The sequence below is a fragment of the Arthrobacter sp. PvP023 genome (assembly GCF_017832975.1).
Lineage (GTDB): Bacteria > Actinomycetota > Actinomycetes > Actinomycetales > Micrococcaceae > Arthrobacter.
Window position 1 is genome coordinate 2,573,346 of record NZ_JAFIBI010000001.1, and the last position, 21,611, is coordinate 2,594,956.

Sequence of the window (21,611 nt, forward strand, 5' to 3'; positions counted from 1 at the left end):
CCACTTCAGGTCAAACGCGGTTCGACGGCGGAACGTCGTTGCCGTCTGCGCTGCCGGTGCCGCTGCTGGAGTCACCGTTTTGCGGGCGGGACTGCGGATGGTTGACGATCTTGCCTTCGACCGGGTCCGTGCCATCCTTGGCTTCGGGCTTGCCGTCGTTCTTCATTTCCTTGACCTCGGATTTGATAATCCGCATTGACTGGCCGAGGCTACGGGCCATGGCCGGAAGTTTTGGCGCGGCAAACAGCAACAGAGCCACGATGATAATAATGACGATGGGCCAAGGGCCATCAAAGAGTCGTCCCACTGGAAGTCCTTTCCTCGAAATACATCCTACGTCTAACCGAATTCGATGTCGCGCAGCGCCTGGGGTTGGCCTCGGTCCGCTTTGCGCTGAACGCGCCGTTGACGGCGCTCTTCCCTGCGGGAGGATTTGGACGTGAGGTAATCATGTCTCATCTGCATCGGCGAGGCAAAAACCGCCGAACCCGGGCTGGCCTGCGGCCCCTGTCCGGGTTCTCCTTCCGGTCCGGGCTGCCGGGACGGCTCGCCGAGGTTGGCCAAGGGCGCCCCGAACCGCTCGCCGGCAGCGCCAAGGTCCTTGACCGTCGCCATGAACTGCCTGAAGAGCCTGATTCCCAAGAGCACATAGAAGAGCAGGGAAACGGCTACGAGCGCTATCCAGATCAGGATCCAAGACCACCAAGGCATGCTGTGTAGTCTAGCCGCCGTAGCGGGCCAGGGCGGCGTCGATCCATTCCCCGGCAGCATCGGCCAGGTCCTGCGGTGCCAGAATGCGGACGGCGCCGCCATGCTGGGCTACGAACATGGGCAGCCACCCGGTGCTGCCGAACCTGATTTCGGCAATGAGCCCGCCATTAGGGAGCGGGGCAGTCCGTTCGGCATAGTAGTCGTCGGCCAGTCCGATGCCCTGCGGTGCCAGTTCGACGATGACCAGAGCGTCGTCGTCGTTCGGGGTGAACAGCTTCACCGGGAAGCCGCCGGCGGGTTGTGCCGCATCGGTGGCCCGCCGGCCGTTTGGCTCCAGGGCCTCGATGCGGTCCAGCCGGAAATTACGCAGGCCCCGTGCGCTGTGGCAATACGCCTCGAAGTACCACGTATTGTCCAGCGAGTAGAGCCGCAACGGGTCGACGTCCCGCTCCGACATGGAGTCGCGCTGCGCGGAAAAGTACTTGAGATGCAGCTGAAGGCCGTCCGTGATGGCCTGCCGGATCGTCGCAAGATGCGCGGAATTCCCCGGGCCCACCTCCGGGCCGGCGATGGACGCCGCCTTCAGGCCCTCCTCCCCTGCTGCCGCCATCAGTTTCACCGTGACAGACTCCAGCGCGCTTCCTTCGGCGAGCTCAGGCAGGCCGTTGAGGGCCTCCAGGCCGGTCAGCAGGGCGCAGGCCTCGTCCACGGTAAAGCGGACCGGACGGTTGAGGTCAAGGTCCTGCGTGATGTAAACATGGTCATCCTCCCATTGGATGTCCAGGAGATCGTCCGGGTATCCCTCGGGAAGGCCGGAACAGATCAGGATGCGCAGATCGTCTTCAAGCTCCTTCCGGGTAACTCCAAAACTGGAAGCAACCTCGCTGATATGCAGGCCCTGGTTGTGTACCAGGAACGGCACGAGCTGAAGCATCCGCTGGAGTTGGTCCTCGGACGTCCGTTTCCGCGGGCGCTTCGCCGGAGGGTTGTCCGGAAAGACGATCGCGGGTGCAGGAGATGCCGCGAAGTCTGCAGCGGCCTTCAGCCTCCTCCGGACCGCCGTTACCAGCTCGGGGGGCGCAACCACCGTGACGTTCGGCCCGTAGGATGCGAGTTCTTCACCCAGCACCTCAGCGTCCCGGAAGGGGACGCTGAGACGGTCCCAACCGCCGTCGGACGCCTCGACCGGTATCCCGGCGGCGGGGGCTCCTGTCGCGCGCTTGCGCAGGCCGAGCACCTTGCCGGACGCCACGTCCACGATGGCGGACTGCACCGGCAGTTCGGGCAGTGAATCAAGTTCCTTCCGGACGTTGAAGCCGGGCGGGGGTGAATAGCGTTCCTTTTCTTGGACGGTCACCGCAGATGTGAAGCGGGACAGGCGGAAGAAACGCTTCGCCGCGCGGCCCCGGTCCAGGCCGACCAGGTACCACTGGCCAAAGCGGCTGCCCAGGCCCCAGGGCTCAACGGTCCTGAGTTCTTCGCGGCCGGTGCTGCCGGCCAGGTACCGGAACGTCACGGGATGCTGGGCATGCATGGCTGTGACCAGGTCCTCGAAGGCCTGGCCCGCGGGCCTGATCCGCGGCTGAACGCCTGCCGGCAGTTCGGCTTCAGCGAGGCCGCCTGCTGCCTGCAGTTTGCGCATGGCATTCTGTGCTGCCGACCCCAATGCGGCTTGCTCCCATAACTGCGCTGCGAGGATGAGCACGGTGCATTCGGCGGAGGTGAGGTTGACGTCAGGGAGCCGGTTGGACTCCTTGCCGATGCGGTAGCGCGTGGTGGCAGGATCGTCCGAACCCCAGCCCTGGTCCATGACCGTTTCGACGTCGAAGCCGAACTGGCGGAGGTCGCTCTTGTCCCGCTCGAACATCCGGCCGAAGGCCACCTCGCTGCTGGTGGTGTCACGGTAGACCTTTTCGCGCAATTCGCTGCGCCGCAGGCCGTAGCGGGTGTTGAGCAGCGCGATGAGCAGGTTCAGGAGGCGTTCTGTACGTAAGGCGGACACCTTGGCTACGTTACTAAAGCCGTCGCGGCTTAACGCCGGAAGCGCGGCAACAAGCGGAAATTTCCTTCCGATTGTTACCGCGCTCCCTGCAGCGTGTCCGGCCGGCGCCGGGTTGGGATCCGCTTAGCGGACTCCGACGAGGTCCACAACGAAGATGAGTGCTTCGTTGGGGGCGATCGCTCCGCCGGCACCGCGGGAACCGTACGCGAGTTCGGAGGGGATCTCCAGGCGGCGGCGGCCGCCGACCTTCATGCCCAGCAGGCCCTGGTCCCAGCCCTGGATGACCTGGCCGACGCCAACGCGGAAGTCCAGCGGAGCACCGCGGCCCCAGGAGGCGTCAAATTCTTCGCCTGTGGACCAGGCGACTCCGACATAGTGGGTGGACACAGTGTCGCCCGGCTTGGCCTCGGCTCCGTCACCCTCGATGAGGTCAGTGATGACCAGTTCGGTGGGTACATCGCCCTCGGGGAAGTCAATTTCCGGCTTCTGGCGGTCGAAATTGCGCTGTCCAAATGACATGTTTGCTCCTTTGTTGGTTGGGTTGGCTTACTTGACGCCGAGGATATCGACGACGAACACCAGGTCGCCCTTGGCCTCACCTTGTCCCGCATCACCGTAGGCAAGATCCTTCGGGATAACCAAAAGGACGCGCGAGCCCACGGTCTTGCCGGCAAGGCCCTGCGTCCAGCCTTTGATGACGCCGGTGAGCGGGAAGCTGGCCTTTTCGCCGCGGTCGAAGCTGGAATCGAACTTCGTTCCGCCGTTCAGGGTGACTCCGACATAGTTCACTGTCAGGGTGTCGGTTTCCTTGACCGCGGGGCCAGTGCCCTTGATCAGGTCCTGGGAGACGAGCGCCGCAGGCGCCTTGACGCCCTCAACAGAGATCTCCGGGATGCCCTTGTCGTTTTCCTTGACGGTGGGAAGCCCGGCGGGAGGCGTGACCGTCTCACCCTCAGGCTTGTCGAGCACCTTCGGGGCGTCCTTGGCGGAGAGGACCTTGACCACCAGCAATTGCGTGGGGCCGGCCTCGGCACCCTCCTTGGCGGCCTGGCCCGGGACGGCGAGGGCCAGCTGAGAGCCAATCTTGGCGCCCACAAACGCGTTGTAGATCACGGCGTTACCGGTCTTGAGGGCATCGTTCAATTCGAGGGGCTCCGGGTCCTTGGCAAAGGTGTCTTCAAGGGTGGAGCCGTCCTTGCCGCTGACGGCGAGGATCGAGATGTCGGCGATCTGGTTGGCTTTGAGGCGTTCTCCGTCGCCCTCGGTGACCACCTTGACGGTGGGTTCCTTCACGTCCAGGGGCTTGTCGAATGCGACTCCGGGTGCCTTCTTGTCCCCGTTGTCCGTAAGCTTCAGGGAGTCGAGCTTGGCGGTCTCGCCAGCAGACTGGCTGGTGGGTTCCGGGGCTGCGGGCGTTCCGCCGCAGGCGGTTATCAGCAGCAGTCCGGGAATGAGAATTGCTAGTAGTCGGCGCACGTAAGAACTTTCGTCGGGGCAAGATGGATGCGTTGCCGCAAGTGGAGCCCGCGGCAACGCAGTCGGGGCCGGTTAAACGGCCCCATCCAGAATAGCCCCTGAAGCTGGGTGTCAGCCCATAGAGTCCAAGAGGGCATCCACGCGCTCGTCCACGTTGCGGAACGGATCCTTGCACAGGATCGTCTGGTGGGCCCGGTCGTTGAGCTTCAGGTGTACCCAGTCAACCGTATAGTCGCGGCCCAGTTCCTGGGCGCGGCGGACAAAGTCGCCGCGGAGCTTTGCCCGGGTTGTCTGCGGCGGCGCATCAACAGCGTCCTTGACTGCAGTGTCGTCCACCACACGGCGGACAGCACCGCGGGACTGCAGCAGGTAATAGAGCCCGCGGGTCCGCGAAATGTCGTGGTAGGTGAGGTCCAGCTGGGCGATCCTGGGCGCGTCCAGCCCGAGTCCGTGCCGTTTCCGGTAGCTGTCCATCAGCTTCTTCTTGATGGCCCAGTCGATCTCAGTGTCAATCGTGCTGGTGTCTCCGCTTTCAATGGCTGTCAGCGTCCGTTCCCAGAGGTCCAGGATGAGGGGCACATGCTGGTTGTGGGCACCGTTTTCGGCGACAAAGGACGTAACTTTGTTCAGGTACTCGCGCTGGATCTCCAGGGCGGTCAGCTGACGGCCGTTCGCAAGGCGGATGAGCGCCCTTCCACTGAGGTCGTGGGAGATCTCACGGATGCTGCGGATCGGATTCTCCATCCGCATGTCCCGCATGATCACTCCGGCCTCGATCATCCGGAGGATCAGGTCCACGGTGCCGACCTTCATCAGGGCCGTGGTTTCGGACATGTTGGAGTCGCCCACGATGACGTGGAGGCGGCGGTAGAACTCCGCGTCGGCGTGGGGCTCGTCCCGGGTGTTGATGATGGGACGGGACCGGGTGGTGGCGGAGGACACGCCTTCCCATATGTGGTCCGCGCGCTGGGAAAAGGCGAAAGTGGCGCCGTGCGGGGTCTTCAGGATCTTGCCGGCACCGGCGATGAGCTGGCGTGTTACCAGGAAGGGAATGAGGATCTCGGCGAGCCTCGAGAATTCACCGCGGCGTGGAATGAGGTAATTTTCGTGGCTGCCGTAGGAATTGCCCGCGGAGTCGGTGTTGTTCTTAAAAAGGTAGACGGTGCCGTTGAATCCCTCGGCGGCCAGCCTCTCCTGGGCCTCGTCCACGAGGTCGTCCAGGATCAGTTCTCCCGCACGGTCATGGGCGATCAGCTGTCCCAGGTCGTCGCATTCGGCGGTTGCGTACTCGGGGTGGGAGCCCACGTCCAGGTACAGGCGTGAGCCGTTCGTCAGGAACACATTGGAGGAACGGCCCCAGCTGACCACTTTGCGGAAGAGGTAGCGTGCCACTTCCTCCGGTGCGAGCGGACGCGAGTCCGGGCTCGAGTACGAGATGCCGAATTCGGTCTCAATGCCGAAAATGCGCTTGTCCATTTCAGTTCTCCTTAGACAGCAGGGCGGCGATTTCGTCGTCGCCGAGGCGCCGGAAGGCCCGCCGGGATCCCCGGGTGCTCTCCGAAGCGCGGTCCAGTACTGCAACTTCCAGGGCTGACGCCGGTAGTTCGCCGGCTTCCTTGTCGGTGACGAGCCCTTTCATTGCGAGCCTGATGGCACCGGCGAAGTTCAGCTCCTGCTGCCAACCGCTCTCCACCGTTTCGGCCACTTTGTCGGCCTGGCCGCCCATCACGATGAAGCGCTTCTCATCAGCGATCGAACCGTCGAACGTCAGCCTGTACAGATGGTCGTCCGACTGGTTCCCTCCGACCTCCGCTACTGCAAGCTCAACTTCAAACGGTTTCTGCTCGGCCGTGAACACCGCACCCAGGCTTTGCGCATAGACGCTGGCCAGGCCCCTGGCTGTGACGTCCTCCCGGTCATAGGAATAGCCGCGGACGTCCGCGTACCGCACTCCCGCCTGGCGGAGGCTTTCAAACTCGTTGTATTTTCCGACGGCGGCGAAGGCGATCTTGTCGTAGATCTCACCGATTTTGTGCAGGGACGGGGAGGGATTTTCCGCGACGAGTGCAATCCCCTCCTCGCAGCTGATGACCACGACTGAGCGGCCGCGGGCGATACCCTTCCGTGCGAAGTCCGCACGGTCCTTCATCAGCTGTTCGGGTGACACATAAAACTGTTGAGTCATCTCAGGCCTCCCGCCGTGCTGTGGTCCGGGCCTCGATGATGGCGCCGGCTACGGATGCGAGGTCGTGGTCGGGTATGCGCCTGGCACCCGAACGTTCAACGGTGTAGACAACCGGCCACAACTGCCGGACGGGGTCCGGTCCGCCGGTTGCCGAGTCGTCGTCCGCCGCGTCGTAAAGGGATTCAACGGCCACGGCCACGGCCTCTTCGGCCGTCAGCCCCGGCCGCCAGAGTTTCTTGAGCGCACCGCGGGCAAACACGGAACCGGAACCCACGGCATGGTGTTCCTTCTCCTCGTACCGTCCGCCGGTGACGTCGTAAGAAAACAGGCGGCCGATGCCGACGGGCAGGTCGAACCCGGCGAACAACGGCACTACGGCCAGCCCCTGCATGGCCATGGGCAGGTTTCCGCGGATCATGGCACCGAGCCGGTTGGCTTTGCCCTCCAGGCTCAGCAGGGTTCCCTCGATTTTTTCGTAGTGTTCCAGTTCCACCTGGAACAGCCGCGTGAGATCTATTGCGATGCCCGCAGTGCCGGCAATTCCCAGCACCGAATAGCTGTCGGCAGGAAACACTTTTTCGATGTGCCTGCTGGCGATGACGTTCCCCATCGTGGCGCGGCGGTCTCCAGCCATCAGGACTCCCCCGCCATAGGTCAGCGAAACGATGGTGGTGGCATGCGGCACCTGCAGCGGCTGTGATCCGGCGCCGGTCAGCGCTGCCGGGAAGGGCTGATTGTAGGGAAGCAGGCCGGGCCTGTTGCGTTGGAGGTGTTCAGTGAATGATGACGTGGCGTTGGCAGCTACCTGGTTGGCTGTGGTGTCCTGCACTGATGCACTCCTTCAACGTGGTGGATCAACGTCTCTTCGGGCGTCCGGCCTGCCGTCCCTCCGTTCAGGCGATGGCAGCCTGGGCCCCTATTGGCCGCCCTTTTGAACGAAGGCACGGACGAATTCTTCGGCGTTCGATTCGAGGACGCCGTCGATTTCGTCCAGGAGGTCGTCCACGCCCTGGGTGGCTGCCGATGCCTGGGCTTCTCCGGATGCGGGCGGCGTTGCGGGGGCGTCGTCGTCGAATTCGTTTTCCCGTGACTGCGGCTGCTGCTGCTCCTGGCCTGCCATTTCCTTCTCCTTCTATCCGTCCCCGATGAGAGGGGACATCCTGTAAGCCCATATTGCCACGCCTTAAGCCATGGTGGGGTGCTTTATGCCGGTGGCGGAGGCGGAGTTTGTCCGAGCAGTTCGGCCAGGAAAGATCCGGTGTCCTTGTGCCTCGCAAACAGGCCTCCGGTGAGGGCTTCCGTTCCCCGCAAAGGCTCGCGGGTGGGCACTCGTTGGAGCCGTCCGTGGCCCGGAACATCGAAGATGACTGAGTCCCAACTGGCGCCAACCACGTCCTTGCTGAAGCTGCTGACGCAACGGCCGCGGAAGTAGGCGCGCGTGTCCGACGGCGGTTCCGTCACCGCTCGGGCGATGGTTTCGTCGTCGACGATCCGGTCCATCCGGCCCCGTGCAAGCATCCGGTGGTAAAGCCCCTTTTCGGGCCTGACGTCTGCCCACTGAAGGTCCACTAGGCCCAGCCGGGCGTCGTTCCACTCCAGTCCGTCCCGCTGACGGTAGCCCTCCAGCAGGGACAGCTTGGCCAGCCACTCCACGGACGAGGCAGCAGCAGTCCGGTCACTGTCGAGATCCGTCAGCGTCGCGGCCCAGCGTTCCAGGAGGGCGTAGGTATGTCCGTCGCCGTCCACGGCGTCACCCACCCCGGTGTCCTGGGCGAGCTTGGCTGCGGCTTCGTGGTACATCCACTGCAGGTCCAAAGCTGTGACGCGGCGGCCATCCAGAAGCCTGAGGGTTGCGGTCAGAGAGGTGTCGTGGCTGACGGCCTGGAGGGCCGCCACCGGCTCGTGGACCTCAATGCGGGGAGCAAGGCCGGCCTCGATCAGGCTGAGCACCATGGCCGTGGTGCCGAACTTGAGGTAGTTGGCGGCCTGGCTGAGGTTCGCGTCGCCGATGATCACATGCAGCCGGCGGTATTTGTCCGCCGTGGCGTGCGGCTCGTCCCGTGTGTTGATGATCGGCCGGCGGATGGTGGTCTCCAGACCAACCTCAGCCTCGAAGAAATCCGCCCGCTGGCTGATCTGGTAGCCCGGCCGGGAGCTGTCCTGTCCGAGGCCCACGCGGCCGGCACCGCACATGATCTGACGCGTGATGAAGAACGGTGTCAGCCCCCGGACGATGTCGCCAAAGGGCACCGCCCGCGGCATGAGGTAGTTCTCGTGGGAGCCGTAGGACACCGACTTGTTGTCCGTGTTGTTCTTGTACAGGTTCACCGGCGGAAGCTGCGGATCGGCGGCCATTCGGCGCACCGCCGAAAGCGCCACCATGTCTCCCGCGGCGTCCCAGGCGACCGCGTCCAGCGGATTCGTCACCTCCGGGCTCGAATATTCCGGATGAGCATGGTCCACGTACAGGCGCGCACCGTTGCCCAACACCATGTTCATCAGGAGCGAGCCGGTTTCGTCTTCGCCGTCCTGCTCCAGTTCCTCGCGTCCGTAGGCCAGCGCCACAGCTTCGGCATCGAGGACCGGGGGCTGGTCCGTCAGTTGGCTGGGGTCGGCCTGGTTGCGTTCCAGCGTCCACCCCCGGGCGTCATGCAGCGGTTCCTCGTCCGTGTAGTCCCACCGTGTTTCCGCCCCGCCGGCGGCGCGCTGGCGGGTCAGCTGGGCGTAGGCCTGGATGACGCGGGCGGACATCATCGTGGCGTTGGCGCCCGGCGCCGACGGAGCGTGGATGCCGTATTCGGTTTCTGATCCCATCACCCGCATGGCCCCGCCGGCCGGGAGCGGGGCGCCGGGAACCCCGGCGCTGCGCGGCGTCACAGGTACTGGCCCGTGTTGGGCATTGTCTCGATGGATTTCCCGGGTTCCTGTCCTGCCTTGCCCTGGACGATCGTGCGGATATAGGTGATGCGTTCACCCTTCTTACCGGAGATCCGCGCCCAGTCATCCGGGTTGGTGGTGTTGGGCATATCCTCGTGCTCGCGGAATTCGTCGACCACGGCGCGCAGCAGGTGGTCGATGCGAATGCCCTTTTGTTGGGAGGTCAGCAGGTCCTTGATGGCGTACTTCTTGGCACGGTCAACCACGTTCTGCACCACGGCGCCGGAGTTGAAGTCCTTGAAGTACAGCATCTCGGTATCGCCGTTGGCGTATGTCACCTCAAGGTACTCGTTGGATTTCTCGGTGGAGTACATTGCTTCAACGGTGCGCTGGATCATGGCGTCGACGGTCGCCTGGACGTCGCCACCGTGTTCGGCGAGGTCGGACTCATGGAACGGAAGGTCCGTGGTGATGTACTTGTAGAAGATATCGGCGGCGGCTTCCGCATCCGGCCGCTGGATCTTGACCTTGACGTCCAGCCGGCCCGGGCGCAGGATGGCCGGGTCGATCATGTCCTCGCGGTTGGACGCGCCGATGACAATCACGTTGTCCAGGCGTTCGACGCCGTCGATCTCGCTCAGTAGCTGGGGCACGATGGTCGTTTCCACGTCCGAGGAGATGCCGGTGCCGCGGGTACGGAACAACGAATCCATCTCATCGAAGAACACAACAACGGGGCTGCCGTCCGAGGCCTTCTCACGGGCACGCGAGAAAATCAGGCGGATGTGGCGCTCGGTTTCGCCGACGTACTTGTCCAGGAGCTCCGGGCCCTTGATGTTAAGGAAGTAGCTCTTCAGGTCCACGTTCCCGGTGCGTTCGGCCGCCCGGGCGGCAAGCGAATTGGCCACGGCCTTGGCGATCAGCGTCTTGCCGCATCCCGGCGGGCCGTAGAGGAGGATTCCCTTGGGAGCCTTCAGACCGTGCTCGCGGTACAGGTCCGGGTGCAGGAACGGCAGCTCGACGGCATCCCGGATCTGTTCGATCTGCGGGCCCAGGCCGCCGATGTCCTCGTACGTGATGTCCGGAACCTCTTCGAGCACAAGGTTTTCCACCTCCGAGCGCGGAACCTTCTCGAGGGCATACCCCGTCCGCGAGTCGATGGAGAGGGCGTCGCCCACGCGGAGCTTTTCCGACATCAGCGCCCCGGAAAGGCGGATGACCCGTTCCTCGTCAGCGCGTCCCACAACAAGGGCACGGTCGGTCCCCAGCATCTCCTTGAGCGTGACCAGTTCCCCGGCGCGTTCATAGCCGAGTCCGGCCACCACCAGCAGTGCTTCGTTGAGGAGGACTTCCTGCCCCACGGCGAGCTGGTTCATGTTCACCAGCGGGCTCACCCCGACGCGCATTTTGCGGCCGGCGTTGAAGATGTCCACTGATTCTTCCGTGGCTGCCTGGCCGCTGTTGCCCGCCGTGGGCTGCCGTTTGGGGTTCAGCTGCAGAATGGTCCCAAAGCTGTAGGGCGGCTGACCTTCCTGGTCCAGGGCGTTCTTGAGGCGCAGGATTTCCGCTTTCGCGGTTTCCAGCATGCCCACCAGTTTTGAGTTGTTCTGTGTCGCGGCGGCAAGCTGGCGGTCTATGTGCCGCAGTTTGTCCCGGAGGATGTTCACCTGACGGTCCGCAACTGAGAGTTCGTTGGCCACGTAGCGGGCGTTCTCAGGGTCCACTGCCCCTGCGGCCTCGTCCGGTGTCCGTGAGGAGTCGTTGTTCGGAGTCTCCATCATGCATCAGCCCCTTCCTGCGCTTCTATTAAGACCTTAGCCCCAAGAAGCCGGGTACTGCTGGAGACATCCGAAATACGGACTAGTTCGTGACCTCCGGGTCGTCCTTGACGTTGGTTCCGGCGATGGCGTCGCGGGCAGCGCGGCGGAGCTTCTTGTCGGAGACGAGCCGCTCACCCACAGCGCCGGGAGTCCAGGCGTTGACGTCGTCCTCGTTGAAGTCCGTCTTGGACGGCCGGCGCTTTACCGAGATACCGGTGACGCCGTCCGCGAGCCTGCGGGTGACCAGCAGGAATCCTGTGTGGGCCACCATGCGGTGGTCCGGCCGCACGGCAAGACCCTCCAGGTGCCAGCCGCGGACCATGGATTCCCAGGCGTCGGGCTCGGTGAAGCGGCCATCGGCCCGGATCGCTTCCGCCGTCCTGGACAGCTGGGTCACGGTGGCAACGTAGTTGATCCAGACGCCGCCCGGGGCGAGGACAGTGGCGACGGCGTCAAGGCATTCCCAGGGTGCCAGCATGTCCAGCACCACGCGGTCGACGGACCCGGGGGCTTCGCTGCGGACCACTTCCTCCTGGAAGTCGCCGAGGGAAATCTTCCAGGCGGGGTGCGGTCCGCCGAAGATTGTTTCCACGTTGCCGCGGGCAATGTCCGCAAATTCCTCGCGCCGTTCAAAGGAGTGCAGGTAGCCGTTGTCGCCGACTGCCCGCAGCAGCGAAATCGACAGCGCACCCGACCCCACCCCGGCTTCCACTACACGGGCGCCGGGGAAGATGTCCGCCATGGTGACGATCTGGCCGGCGTCTTTGGGGTAGACCACGGCAGCCCCGCGGGGCATGGAGAGTACGAAGTCGGAGAGCAGCGGACGGAGCGTCTGATACTGCTGCCCCACGTTGTTGGTCACGACGGATCCGTCGGCCTGGCCGATGATTTCATCATGGTTCAGGAAGCCCCGGTGGGTGTGGAACGCTCCCCCGGCTTCCAGGGTGATGGTGTTCATCCGGCCGCGCTCGTCAGTCAGCTGCACACGCTCGCCTTCGCGGAACGGACCCCGGCGGCGGGCAGCACCCACGGGTACTACCCCGGTGGTGCCGGCGGCGTCTGCGGTGTCGCCCCGCGTGATGTTGTTGGCGGCAGTTTCGCTGCTCATGGAATATTCCTCGCTTTTGTAAACCTAGGTGGCCATGCCTTAATACGGCCGGGCTCCGGTTGCCGGCCCGGCGGCGGTATTCACGACCGGCAGGTAACTCTACCGGTTCTGCGCCTTGGCGCGCCCGGTGCGGCGCGTTTCTTTGCCTGTAATGGCGGTCACCACGGCCTGCTGGCGTAGCAGTCCGGTCACTTTTCCGTGGTGGTCCACCACTGCGTACTCGTGGCCCTCAAGCTGTGCAAGGTACTGCACCAGCTCCTGGCCCTGGGACCATTCGGGCACGTATGCACCGGCGCTGAGGGCGTGCGCCACTGCGGTGGCGGGGGTTGTTGCTGCGGCGCCCGCGGGAACGGAGGCGGCGGCGACATCGGAGACGATTCCGGCAGGACGACCGTCCGATCCGCAGAGAACGATGGCGGGGGTGCCTTGCGGAGCAAGCCGGAGGACATCGGCCACGGTGGAGGATTCGGGTATTCCGACCGCTGGTTCTGCGAGGGCGGCTGCGTTGACAAGGTGCAGCCGGCTCCGAAGCCTCCCGTGCTGGATGGACGCCGACGCCCCCATCCAGAGGAAACTGCCCACCAGCACGGTGATGAGCATCAGTGAAACGTCGGGGCGCTCGCCGCGCACCAGCGGAAGCAGGACGAACCAGACCGCCAGGGCGATGACGATGATCCGACCCGCCCAGCCAGCGGCCACGGTGCCCTTTTCCTGGCTGCCGGTGGCTTTCCAGACAGCGGACTCAACGAGGCGGCCGCCGTCGAGCGGCAGCCCGGGTAGGACGTTGAAGATGCCAATGAGCAGGTTCGCCCACACAAAGATGTTGGACAGGATCCCCGCCACGCCGGAGGGATCCGTGGCAAGGATGAACAGCCAGCCGGCCCCCGCCAGGACGATGTTCGCAGCAGGGCCGGCCATGGCCACCAGCACCGAGCGGCCCGGCGTCGCGGTGAAGCCCTCGAACTGGGTGTGGCCGCCCCAGAGGTTAAGCACGATTTTCTCCGTGGGCCAGTGGAAGATCTTGGCCGTCAGGGCGTGCGCGAGTTCGTGGACAAGTACTGAGAGGAGCAGGAGCAGGGCATAGGCGAAGGCCACGTAGTAGGCGGTAATTCCCATGTCCGGGTACTGGCCCTCGAGCACCGGTCCGTACACAATTACGGTGAACGCAGCAATGATGAACCACGAATACGCCAGGACTACCCTGATACCCGCGATGCGTCCCAGCGATATGCCTTCCCTGCGGCCGTTGGCAACCTTCGGGTCGCTGCCGCCTGCCGGGTCAGTCAAGGCCGTGGCTCCGGAACGCTGCGTTCTCCAGGCCGATGTCCGCTGCCGCAAATTCGTTGCGCCGGGCCACCAGTTGCTCGAGGTCGGCCACGGTACGGCCCTCGAGGGAATGCCACGTGGCCCGGGCCGGATCGTCCGGAAGCGGCACGATGTGCGGGATCGCCACAGTCGCCACTCCCGAGGCCATAGCGGCAGCCACGCCGGGCGCCGAATCTTCGAGCGCAACGCAATCGGCGATGGTCAGTGCGGTGTCCCCTTGCTGGAGCAGTTCGACTGCTTTGAGGTAGGCCTCCGGGTGGGGCTTGCCGTTGGTGACGGTGTCGCCGGTGACCAGGAATTCGAAGTATGGCTTCGGCAGCGCTGCGACAACCTCGCGTGCAAGCGGCCCCTCGGACATCGTCACCAGGGCGCATCGGATGCCTGCCTCATGGAGCTGGTCCAGCAGTTCGCGCGCCCCCGGCCGCCAGGGAACGGACTTGCGGACTTTGCTGACGACCTGGGCCGTCAGCGAGTCGATGATTTCCCGGGCCTCGAGCTTGACTCCGGCTTTCTGGAGAACCCCGGCCGAGAAGACCAGGGACTGTCCCACCAGCTGCATGGCCTGCGCGTGGGACCACTGTCCGCCGTGGGCGGCCACGAGCGCGTGCTCAGCCTCGATCCAGTACGGTTCAGTGTCGACGATGGTGCCATCCATGTCCCATAAAGCGGCTTTGAGAAGTGGCTGGGAGGCTGAGGATCGCATAGCTCCAAGTCTACGGTGCGGCCCTCGGGAGGCGGCGTGCGCTACGCCCTCGGCGAATATCGTGCGGACTGATGCGGTGCGGCTGCGCCCCGCGGAAGATTTGTGGCGCTTCATTCCATGCACCCGGCGGTGTCTTGGACGTAGGGTGAAGAAATGAATAGCTTCGACGGAGACACCAGCGAACCGGGTGCCACGCCCGAGCCGGAGCGGCTGCTACAGCCCGTGCCAGACGGCCAGCGCATCACTGTGATGCTCGCCGCCTTTGAAGGCTGGAATGATGCCGGCGAAGCAGCGAGCGACGCCTTGCGTTACCTGAACAAACTGTGGGGCGGCAAAAAGGTGGCATCGATTGATGCAGACGAGTACTACGACTTCCAGTTCACACGGCCAACCATCCGCCGGACGTCATCCGGGGAACGCAAAATCAAATGGCCGTCCACGCGGATCTACAAAGCCAGTGCCCCGGACGCGAATGTCGATGTGATCTTTGTCCAAGGCACGGAGCCGTCCTATAAGTGGCGGGCCTATACCGCTGAGCTGCTGGTCCATGCCGAGGCCCTGCACGTGGACTACGTCATCCTGGTGGGCGCCCTGCTCGCTGATGTGCCGCACAGCCGACCCATCCCGGTGAGCACGTCCACTGATGACAGCGCCCTCCGGGAACGCATGAACCTTGAAGCCTCGCAGTACGAAGGCCCGGTGGGGATTGTCGGCGTACTTTCGGAAGTGGCACTGCTGGCCGGCTTGCCTACAGTGTCCCTCTGGGCGGCCGTTCCGCACTATGTCGCGCAAGCCCCCTCCCCCAAGGCGCAGCTCGCCCTTCTTCATAAGATTGAGGAGTTGCTCCAGGTGCCGCTTGACACCCACGAACTGGCTGAGGAAGCAGACGCATGGGAGCGCGGTGTGGATGAGCTCGCCACCGAGGACCCGGAGATTGCAGCGTACGTGCGGCAGCTGGAGGAAGCCAAGGACACCGCTGACCTTCCGGAGGCCAGTGGCGAGTCCATAGCGCGCGAATTCGAGCGCTACCTCAAACGCCGCGGCAAGGACAAGCAGTAGGGCGCAGCGTTAAACCGGACGCGGTCCCCGGCGAAGTTCGCCCGGGACCGCGTTTTGTTGAGAGAGATTTAGAGTTCGACGCCGAGCAGGGCGTTGACGGCGTCACTGACCAGCGCCTGGTCCATCGGCGAGCCGGCCCCTGCGTGCTGCTTGGCGTCGCCGGCCCAGCGGTCCACGGCCGCGAGGGCGCCGGGGGCGTTCAGGTCGTTGGCCAGCTCGCCCCGCATCTCCGCGATAAGCGTGGCGGCGGAACCCTGCGGGGCCATGGTCAGGGCGTCCCGCCACTCGGCAAGCCTGGATTTTGCTTCTGCGAAGCCTGCCTCCGTCCAGGACCAGTCCGCGCGGTAATGGTGGGCGAGGATTGCCAGGCGGATGGCTGCGGGTTCCTCGCCGGCAGCCCGGAGTTTGGATACGAGAACCAGGTTTCCCTTGGATTTGCTCATCTTTTCGCCGTCGAGGCCCACCATCCCGGCGTGGGCGAAATGCCGTGCCAGGGGAACGCCGGCCAGCGAATAGGCGTGTCCGGCGCCCATCTCGTGGTGCGGGAAGATGAGGTCGGATCCTCCGCCTTGAACGGTGAAGGGTGCCGGGAGGTACTTCTGCGCAATGACCGTGCACTCAATGTGCCAGCCTGGCCGGCCCGCCCCCAGTTCGCCGCCGGCCCAGCTGGGTTCGCCGTCGCGGGCCACCCGCCAAAGCAGCGGATCCAGGGCCTGCCGCTTGCCGCGTCGGCCCGGGTCGCCGCCGCGTTCGGCGAAGAGTTCCAGCATTTCAGTCTCGGAGAGCCCGGACACCGATCCCAGGGTCCATGCGTCCTTGGCCTCCGCGGAGTGTTTGCTGGCGGCCTCGACGTCATAGTAGACGTCGCCGTCCGGCTCACCGGGGGTGCCGGTAACGCGGTATGCCAGGCCTAGGTGCAGGAGGCGTTCAATGGCGGGAACGATTTCCGGGATGGATTCGACCGCCCCGACGTAGTGGTCCGGCGCCAGGACGTTGAGGGCAGCCATGTCGGTCTGGAACAGCTCGATCTGGCTCGCGGCAAGGTCTCGCCAGTCAACACCCGTTGCTGTGGCCCGCTCAAGGAGGGGATCGTCGACGTCGGTCACGTTCTGGACGTAGGCGACGCGTTGGCCGCCGTCGCGCCATGCACGGTTCAGCAGGTCGAAAGCGACATAGCTGGCCGCGTGCCCCATATGGGTTGCGTCATACGGGGTGATGCCGCAGACATACAGTGACTGCTCGCCAGTGGCTTCAAGGGTGCTGTAGGCGCCCTCGGCGGTGTCGAAAATCCGAACGGCGGGCATGCGGCCCGGAAGCTGAGGGACAGGGCGGGAGATCCAGGATTTCACAGGCCAAGCCTAGTGCTAGGCGCTGATGACATTGAAACCGAGCAGCAGGTACAGCGCCATGCCGAGGAAAATCCGGTACCAGACGAAGAGCCGGTAGCTCCGGGTGGAGACGAACTTCAGGAACCAGCCGATGATGACGTACCCGACAACGAGGGCGATCACGGTGGCCAGAGCTGTTTCCGGCAGACCGTAGGGCCCGGTGATGCCGTCCTTGGACACCACTTTGTACAGCTGGTACAGCCCGCTGCCGAACACGGCCGGAATGGCGAGGAGGAACGAATACCGGGCTGCGGCCTCGCGGGTGTACCCCATCAGCAGTCCGGCGGTAATGGTTCCACCGGACCGGGACACGCCGGGGATGAGTGCCAGCGCCTGAGCGAACCCGTAAAGGATGCCGTGCTTATATGTCAGCTTTGTCAGGTCGCGCTCCTGGCGGCCCACTGCGTCGGCGACGGCGAGGATCAGGCCGAAGACGATCAGCATGGTGGCCACGATCCAGAGGCTGCGGAGGACGGATTCAATCTGGTCCTGGAAGATTAGGCCCAGGACGATGATGGGCAGGCTGCCGATGATCACCAGCCAGCCCATGCGGGCATCCGGGTCGTTCGACGGAACGCGCCGCGTCAACGACCCGAACCAGGCCTTGACGATCCGGACGATATCCCGCCAGAAGTAGATGATCACCGCAGTCTCGGTTCCGAGCTGGGTGATTGCGGTAAACGCCGCCCCGGGGTCCGCCGCATTCGGCAGGAACGATCCGACGATGCGCAAGTGGGCGCTTGAGGAAATCGGGAGGAATTCGGTCAGCCCTTGGACAAGACCCAGCAGGGCCGCTTCAAACCAGTTCACGTTTATAGACCCTACGTCATGAAGCATGGTGAATCCCCGTAAGCTAACTGCTATGCAGCAGCGTTATGTCGGCAACAGTGGGTTGCGCGTGTCCTCACTCTCCCTAGGAACGATGTCGTGGGCACGGGAGACGGATGAGCAGGATGCCTCCGAACTGCTGCGGTCGTTCGTTGACGCCGGCGGGACCTTGATCGATACCGCCGCCTCCTACTCCGATGGCCAGGCGGAGGCCCTCCTGGGTTCCATGCTGGGTGACGTCGTCTCCCGCTCGGAAGTGGTGATTTCCACCAAGGCAGGAATTTCGACGTCGGACGGCCGGCGCAGCGTCGACACCTCACGTAACGGCATGCTCTCCGGGCTGGATGCCAGCCTTGCCCGGCTCGGCACAGACTATGTCGACGTCTGGTTTGCGCAGGCTTGGGACGCGAATGTCCCCTTGGAAGAGACTCTCTCAGCCCTCGAGTTCGCACTACGCACGGGCCGCGCCCGCTATGCGGGAGTGTCGAACTTCAGCGGGTGGCAGACGGCCAAGGCCGCGGCCGTGGCCGGCTTCCCGATCGTGGCGAGCCAGACGGAATACTCATTGCTGCAGCGGAAGCCTGAATCAGAGCTCATCCCCGCCATCGAGGACGCCGGCCTGGGACTGTTTGCCTGGGCGCCCCTTGGCCGCGGGGTGCTTACCGGGAAGTACCGCGGGCACATACCGGCGGATTCCCGGGCGGCACAGAAGAGGCTGGCCGGCTACGTTGAGCCCTATCTTGAGGAGCCTGCGTCCCGGATCGTGGAAGCGGTTGCGATGGCCGCCCGGGGACTGGGTCGGTCGTCAATCGATGTTGCCCTGAGCTGGCTGCTCTCACAGCACGGAGTGGCGACCGCGATCGTGGGGGCCAGGTCTCCCGTGCAGCTCAAGGAGATCCTTGATTCGCAACTGACACACGTGCCTGCGGAAATCGCGCGGGCGCTGGAAGACGTTTCCGCGGTGGATTAAAGCTCCGGAGGGAGCAGGCTGTCCGGCGTCTGAATCGTGGCGCCCGGAACCCGACTAATCCTCGACGATCTCCAGATCTTCGTCGTCCTCGGCTTCCTCTTCTTCGTCTTCGTCGTCCACGTCCTCGATGACCTCTAGCGGGGTAACCTCGCCGTAAGCCTCATAAAGGGAATCGTCGTAGACTTCGAAAGCATCGGCAACGGCAAAGAACGCCGCTTCGACGGTTGGGTCTCCCTCGCCCCGCCGTGCGGAGGCTGCGATCAGGTGTTCTTCCAGGGCTGTGGTCAGGGACTGAAGCGCGACACGCGGATCGATGCTCATGACTTCACGTTAGCCGGAAAAGGACGAAAATGGAGAGCAATGAAAGAACATTTTCTGAGCAGTTCAGTCCAGCGGGAGCGGGACTACGCGAGGCAGTACGAGTACCTGGTACTGACGGTCGGCCCTGAGGATTCCCTTCCGGAAGCGCGTCGGCGCCTTGTTGAGCATTCCGAATACGGCAAGTGGGAGCTGGAGCGCAGCCGGCTTTACGTAGGCGGCGGCAGGCGCTTCTGGTTGCGCCGCAAAGTCATCCAGGTGCAACGCACGGTTTAACGCGCTACGGAGTGGCCAGCGGGCCCAGCCACGCGTTGGCCACGGTGTTGTGTGCGGACTCGTCATCCGAGGGGTGGAACATCCCGGCCAGCACGTCACGGTACAACCGTTCCAGTTCGGACCCCCGGAAGTAGCTGGATCCCCCCGAGACCCGGATTGCGAGGTCCACAACCGTGCGCGCCGTTTCCGTGGCCCGGACCTTGAGGCCCACCAGCCGCGGGAACCACTGGCTGCCGTGATCCACCAGGCCATCAACGTCCCGCGAGAGCTCTGCAAGCTGGGGATACAAGGCATCCATTGCCATGGCGGCTTCCGCAACTTTCCAACGGATATCGGGATCCTGAGCGTAAGTGCGTCCATCGTTCTTGAAGGACGTCCGGCGTTTGACGGCCTCAACGCCCAGGGCCAGCGCACGCTCACCGAGACCGGTGTAGACGGCAGCCAACAAGGTCTCAAAACATGCGAAGATCGCGAAGATCAAAGGGTCCGCGTTTGGCCCCACCGGCAGTTTTCGGAAGATCCGGTCCGCGGGCACCAAAGCACCGTCCAAGACCGTGGTGTTTGACTGGCTCGCACGCATTCCCAGGGTGTCCCAGTCTTCCAGGATGTCGTAGCCGTCGGACTCCCTGCTAAGGAAGCCGTGCACCAGTTCCCCCTCGCCGTCCCTGGCTGAACCGTCCTTGCCGAAGATGCCGAGCCTTGTCCACACCGGGGACAGGCTGGTGAAGATCTTCCGCCCGGTGAAGCTGTAGCTCCCGTCCGGGTGCGGGGTTGCGCGGGTCCGGGAATCGAACAGCACTGAGTCGTTGCCGGCTTCAGAGTTCCCGAAGGCGAAGATCTCCCCCTGCGATGCCTCCCGGAGGACAAAGTCCAGGGAGGAATCGCCGCGGGCGGCGAGGACATGTGCGACGCCGGTCCACACCAAATGCATGTTGATCGCCAGCGCGGTGGCCGGGGCCGCCGTCGCCAGCCTCCTTTGCAGCTGGGCTGCCGCGGCGAGACCAAGGCCCAGGCCGCCGTCGGCCGCCGGCACAAAGATCTTGAGATAGCCGGCAGCAGCGAGTTCCTCCAGGTCCTCAGTGAAGAACCGGTTCTCCCGGTCATAGCGGGCGGCACGGCCGCGGATACGGTCCAGCAGGGGTTCGGTGAGGATCTGTTCCGGTGTCATGGCCTGGCTTTCGGGGGCTGCTGTGGCTGTCGGCTGCGGAGTGATTCAGTAGTTGGTCAGGAGCCTGTCCAGAACCCTGGCGCCGAACTTGAGGGAATCCGCGGGCACCCGCTCGTCCACGCCGTGGAACATGCCGGTGAAATCGAGCTCATCCGGGAGTTGCAGCGGGGCGAAGCCGTACCCGGTGATGCCCAGCCGGCTCAGGGACTTGTTGTCCGTGCCGCCGGACAGGGTGTAGGGAAGGACCTTGGCGCCTGGATCCTCGGAGTGCAGGGCATCGATCATGGAGTCCACCAGGTTCCCGGCAAACGGCACCTCAAGCGACACATCGTTGTGGACGTACGAAACGTCGACGCCGGTACCTGCGAGCTCCTTGACGATCTCCAGTACCTGCTGCTCCTGGCCCGGAAGTGTCCGGCAATCCACCAGGGCCTCCGCCGACTCGGGAATGACGTTGTGCTTGTAGCCGCCTTTGAGGAGGGTGGGGTTGGTGGTGTTCTGAAGTGTGGCTCCCACGAACCGCGCAACGGTTCCGAGCTCTTTGAGGAGCTTCTCCGGATCGTCAGGATCGAATTCCACGCCCGTGAGTTCCGTCACGCCGTCGAGGAACTGCCTGGTGGTGGGCGTCAGTTCCACCGGCCACTGGTACTCGCCAATGCGGGACACGGCGCTGGCGAGGCGCGTTACGGCATTGTCGGTGTTGATCTGCGAGCCGTGGCCCGCGCGGCCGTGGGCCACCAGGCGCAGCCACGACAGCCCCTTTTCCGCGGTCTGCAGGAGGTAGGTCCGTTGTCCGCCAATGGTGGCGGAGAAGCCGCCGACTTCCGAGATGGCCTCGGTGGCGCCGTCGAAGAGTTCACGCCGGTTTTCGACGGCGTAACGGGCGCCGTAGGTGCCGCCGGCCTCCTCGTCGGCGAAGAACGCAAAGATCAGGTCCCGCTTGGGCTTGCGTCCGGTCCGGGCAAAGTTCCGCATGACAGCGAGGATCATGGCGTCCATGTCCTTCATGTCCACGGCACCGCGTCCCCAGATCAGGCCGTCCTTGAGTTCGGCTCCGAAAGGGTCGACTGACCACTGATCCCGGAGGGCGGGCACGACGTCCAGGTGCCCGTGGACCACCAGGGCGCTCGCGGAGGGGTCCTCCCCCGTAATTCGCGTGACGACGTTGGCCCGGCCCGGCGCCGATTCAAAAATCTCCGCGTCCAGCCCCACTTCGGTGATGAGGCCGGCGGTGTATTCCGCAGCCGCGCGCTCCCCGGGACCTGTTCCGTCGCCGTAGTTCGAAGTGTCGATCCGGATCAGTTCCTGGCAGATCCTGACAACTTCGTCCTCGGGGCGTATTTCAGTCATGTTTCACTCCTCGTGGGGGCCGCGTGATTGTTGGTTTCAGCCTACC

At 64.4% G+C, this 21,611-nt stretch carries 22 protein-coding genes; 3 read left to right on the forward strand and 19 right to left on the reverse strand.

Annotated elements, in window-relative coordinates; translation table 11 throughout:
- Nucleotides 1-10: 10 nt before the first annotated feature.
- The 14 genes from tatA to JOE31_RS11945 form a co-directional block, all read right to left on the reverse strand.
- Nucleotides 11-307 carry a Sec-independent protein translocase subunit TatA gene (tatA, locus tag JOE31_RS11880; RefSeq protein WP_209744613.1) on the reverse strand — a complete coding sequence of 99 codons (297 nt, stop codon included), beginning with the start codon at nt 305-307 and terminating at the stop codon, nt 11-13.
- Between the two features lie 32 nt (nt 308-339).
- Nucleotides 340-711 (reverse strand): hypothetical protein, encoded by a 372-nt coding sequence (locus JOE31_RS11885; protein ID WP_209744616.1) that lies wholly within the window; start codon nt 709-711, stop codon nt 340-342.
- Nucleotides 712-721: 10 nt separating this feature from the next.
- On the reverse strand, nt 722-2,713 hold the full coding sequence (locus JOE31_RS11890) for a YafY family protein (RefSeq protein WP_209744619.1): 1,992 nt from the start codon (nt 2,711-2,713) through the stop codon (nt 722-724).
- 123 nt (nt 2,714-2,836) lie between these two features.
- On the reverse strand, nt 2,837-3,232 hold the full coding sequence (locus tag JOE31_RS11895) for an FKBP-type peptidyl-prolyl cis-trans isomerase (protein ID WP_011692026.1): 396 nt from the start codon (nt 3,230-3,232) through the stop codon (nt 2,837-2,839).
- Between the two features lie 27 nt (nt 3,233-3,259).
- Complete coding sequence (locus JOE31_RS11900) at nt 3,260-4,189, reverse strand: FKBP-type peptidyl-prolyl cis-trans isomerase (protein ID WP_209744622.1); 930 nt, start codon at nt 4,187-4,189, stop codon at nt 3,260-3,262.
- 111 nt (nt 4,190-4,300) lie between these two features.
- Nucleotides 4,301-5,665, reverse strand: coding sequence for a Pup--protein ligase (pafA, locus tag JOE31_RS11905; protein WP_011692024.1), 1,365 nt, complete (start codon nt 5,663-5,665; stop codon nt 4,301-4,303).
- A gap of 1 nt (nt 5,666) precedes the next feature.
- Nucleotides 5,667-6,374, reverse strand: coding sequence for a proteasome subunit alpha (gene prcA / locus JOE31_RS11910; RefSeq protein WP_209744627.1), 708 nt, complete (start codon nt 6,372-6,374; stop codon nt 5,667-5,669).
- 1 nt (nt 6,375) lies between these two features.
- Entirely contained in the window at nt 6,376-7,203 is an 828-nt protein-coding gene (gene prcB / locus JOE31_RS11915; protein ID WP_011692022.1) for a proteasome subunit beta, read from the reverse strand.
- Between the two features lie 87 nt (nt 7,204-7,290).
- Nucleotides 7,291-7,494, reverse strand: coding sequence for a ubiquitin-like protein Pup (locus JOE31_RS11920; RefSeq protein WP_209744630.1), 204 nt, complete (start codon nt 7,492-7,494; stop codon nt 7,291-7,293).
- An 83-nt stretch (nt 7,495-7,577) separates the two neighbouring features.
- The gene (gene dop, locus JOE31_RS11925) at nt 7,578-9,197 is read right to left on the reverse strand and encodes a depupylase/deamidase Dop (RefSeq protein ID WP_209748371.1); all 1,620 of its coding nucleotides are present in this window, start codon (nt 9,195-9,197) and stop codon (nt 7,578-7,580) included.
- 50 nt (nt 9,198-9,247) lie between these two features.
- Nucleotides 9,248-11,029, reverse strand: coding sequence for a proteasome ATPase (gene arc, locus JOE31_RS11930; protein ID WP_209748373.1), 1,782 nt, complete (start codon nt 11,027-11,029; stop codon nt 9,248-9,250).
- 82 nt (nt 11,030-11,111) lie between these two features.
- On the reverse strand, nt 11,112-12,179 hold the full coding sequence (locus tag JOE31_RS11935) for a tRNA (adenine-N1)-methyltransferase (protein WP_245199147.1): 1,068 nt from the start codon (nt 12,177-12,179) through the stop codon (nt 11,112-11,114).
- 99 nt (nt 12,180-12,278) lie between these two features.
- The gene (locus tag JOE31_RS11940; protein WP_209744633.1) at nt 12,279-13,466 is read right to left on the reverse strand and encodes a site-2 protease family protein; all 1,188 of its coding nucleotides are present in this window, start codon (nt 13,464-13,466) and stop codon (nt 12,279-12,281) included.
- Entirely contained in the window at nt 13,459-14,208 is a 750-nt protein-coding gene (locus JOE31_RS11945) for an HAD family phosphatase (protein WP_209744635.1), read from the reverse strand. The genes JOE31_RS11940 and JOE31_RS11945 overlap by 8 nt, the downstream gene beginning before the upstream one ends.
- Before the next feature lie 153 nt (nt 14,209-14,361).
- Here JOE31_RS11945 and JOE31_RS11950 point away from each other — a divergent pair, with 153 nt between their 5' ends.
- The gene (locus tag JOE31_RS11950) at nt 14,362-15,267 is read left to right on the forward strand and encodes a PAC2 family protein (protein ID WP_209744638.1); all 906 of its coding nucleotides are present in this window, start codon (nt 14,362-14,364) and stop codon (nt 15,265-15,267) included.
- 68 nt (nt 15,268-15,335) lie between these two features.
- Here the strand turns inward: JOE31_RS11950 and mshC are convergent, their stop codons facing one another.
- Together mshC and JOE31_RS11960 are read right to left on the reverse strand one after the other, a co-directional pair.
- Nucleotides 15,336-16,616 carry a cysteine--1-D-myo-inosityl 2-amino-2-deoxy-alpha-D-glucopyranoside ligase gene (gene mshC / locus JOE31_RS11955; RefSeq protein ID WP_209744641.1) on the reverse strand — a complete coding sequence of 427 codons (1,281 nt, stop codon included), beginning with the start codon at nt 16,614-16,616 and terminating at the stop codon, nt 15,336-15,338.
- Nucleotides 16,617-16,631: 15 nt separating this feature from the next.
- Nucleotides 16,632-17,465, reverse strand: a complete 834-nt coding sequence (locus JOE31_RS11960) for an undecaprenyl-diphosphate phosphatase (RefSeq protein WP_209744644.1) — start codon at nt 17,463-17,465, stop codon at nt 16,632-16,634.
- A gap of 52 nt (nt 17,466-17,517) precedes the next feature.
- On the opposite strand from JOE31_RS11960, the gene JOE31_RS11965 reads away from it, so the two are divergent.
- Nucleotides 17,518-18,453, forward strand: a complete 936-nt coding sequence (locus JOE31_RS11965) for an aldo/keto reductase (protein ID WP_209744647.1) — start codon at nt 17,518-17,520, stop codon at nt 18,451-18,453.
- Between the two features lie 54 nt (nt 18,454-18,507).
- On the opposite strand, the gene JOE31_RS11970 is transcribed toward JOE31_RS11965, so the two are convergent.
- Nucleotides 18,508-18,774: a hypothetical protein gene (locus JOE31_RS11970; RefSeq protein ID WP_209744650.1), complete on the reverse strand. Its 267-nt coding sequence runs from the start codon at nt 18,772-18,774 to the stop codon at nt 18,508-18,510.
- Between the two features lie 39 nt (nt 18,775-18,813).
- Here JOE31_RS11970 and JOE31_RS11975 point away from each other — a divergent pair, with 39 nt between their 5' ends.
- Nucleotides 18,814-19,047 carry a DUF5703 family protein gene (locus JOE31_RS11975; protein ID WP_011692010.1) on the forward strand — a complete coding sequence of 78 codons (234 nt, stop codon included), beginning with the start codon at nt 18,814-18,816 and terminating at the stop codon, nt 19,045-19,047.
- A 4-nt stretch (nt 19,048-19,051) separates the two neighbouring features.
- Here the strand turns inward: JOE31_RS11975 and JOE31_RS11980 are convergent, their stop codons facing one another.
- Nucleotides 19,052-20,215, reverse strand: coding sequence for an acyl-CoA dehydrogenase family protein (locus tag JOE31_RS11980; RefSeq protein ID WP_209744653.1), 1,164 nt, complete (start codon nt 20,213-20,215; stop codon nt 19,052-19,054).
- Nucleotides 20,216-20,260: 45 nt separating this feature from the next.
- Nucleotides 20,261-21,565: a M20/M25/M40 family metallo-hydrolase gene (locus tag JOE31_RS11985; RefSeq protein ID WP_209744656.1), complete on the reverse strand. Its 1,305-nt coding sequence runs from the start codon at nt 21,563-21,565 to the stop codon at nt 20,261-20,263.
- Nucleotides 21,566-21,611 lie beyond the last annotated feature (46 nt).

Bases quoted from the DNA above. Each gene is read 5' to 3' on its own strand.
- JOE31_RS11885 (WP_209744616.1), bottom strand. From the start codon at position 711: ATGCCTTGGTGGTCTTGGATCCTGATCTGGATAGCGCTCGTAGCCGTT.
- JOE31_RS11895 (WP_011692026.1), bottom strand. From the start codon at position 3,232: ATGTCATTTGGACAGCGCAATTTCGACCGCCAGAAGCCGGAAATTGAC.
- pafA (WP_011692024.1), bottom strand. From the start codon at position 5,665: ATGGACAAGCGCATTTTCGGCATTGAGACCGAATTCGGCATCTCGTAC.
- prcA (WP_209744627.1), bottom strand. From the start codon at position 6,374: ATGACTCAACAGTTTTATGTGTCACCCGAACAGCTGATGAAGGACCGT.
- JOE31_RS11920 (WP_209744630.1), bottom strand. From the start codon at position 7,494: ATGGCAGGCCAGGAGCAGCAGCAGCCGCAGTCACGGGAAAACGAATTC.
- dop (WP_209748371.1), bottom strand. From the start codon at position 9,197: ATGCGGGTGATGGGATCAGAAACCGAATACGGCATCCACGCTCCGTCG.
- arc (WP_209748373.1), bottom strand. From the start codon at position 11,029: ATGGAGACTCCGAACAACGACTCCTCACGGACACCGGACGAGGCCGCA.
- JOE31_RS11935 (WP_245199147.1), bottom strand. From the start codon at position 12,179: ATGAGCAGCGAAACTGCCGCCAACAACATCACGCGGGGCGACACCGCA.
- JOE31_RS11945 (WP_209744635.1), bottom strand. From the start codon at position 14,208: ATGCGATCCTCAGCCTCCCAGCCACTTCTCAAAGCCGCTTTATGGGAC.
- JOE31_RS11950 (WP_209744638.1), top strand. From the start codon at position 14,362: ATGAATAGCTTCGACGGAGACACCAGCGAACCGGGTGCCACGCCCGAG.
- JOE31_RS11965 (WP_209744647.1), top strand. From the start codon at position 17,518: ATGCAGCAGCGTTATGTCGGCAACAGTGGGTTGCGCGTGTCCTCACTC.
- JOE31_RS11970 (WP_209744650.1), bottom strand. From the start codon at position 18,774: ATGAGCATCGATCCGCGTGTCGCGCTTCAGTCCCTGACCACAGCCCTG.
- JOE31_RS11975 (WP_011692010.1), top strand. From the start codon at position 18,814: ATGAAAGAACATTTTCTGAGCAGTTCAGTCCAGCGGGAGCGGGACTAC.
- JOE31_RS11980 (WP_209744653.1), bottom strand. From the start codon at position 20,215: ATGACACCGGAACAGATCCTCACCGAACCCCTGCTGGACCGTATCCGC.
- JOE31_RS11985 (WP_209744656.1), bottom strand. From the start codon at position 21,565: ATGACTGAAATACGCCCCGAGGACGAAGTTGTCAGGATCTGCCAGGAA.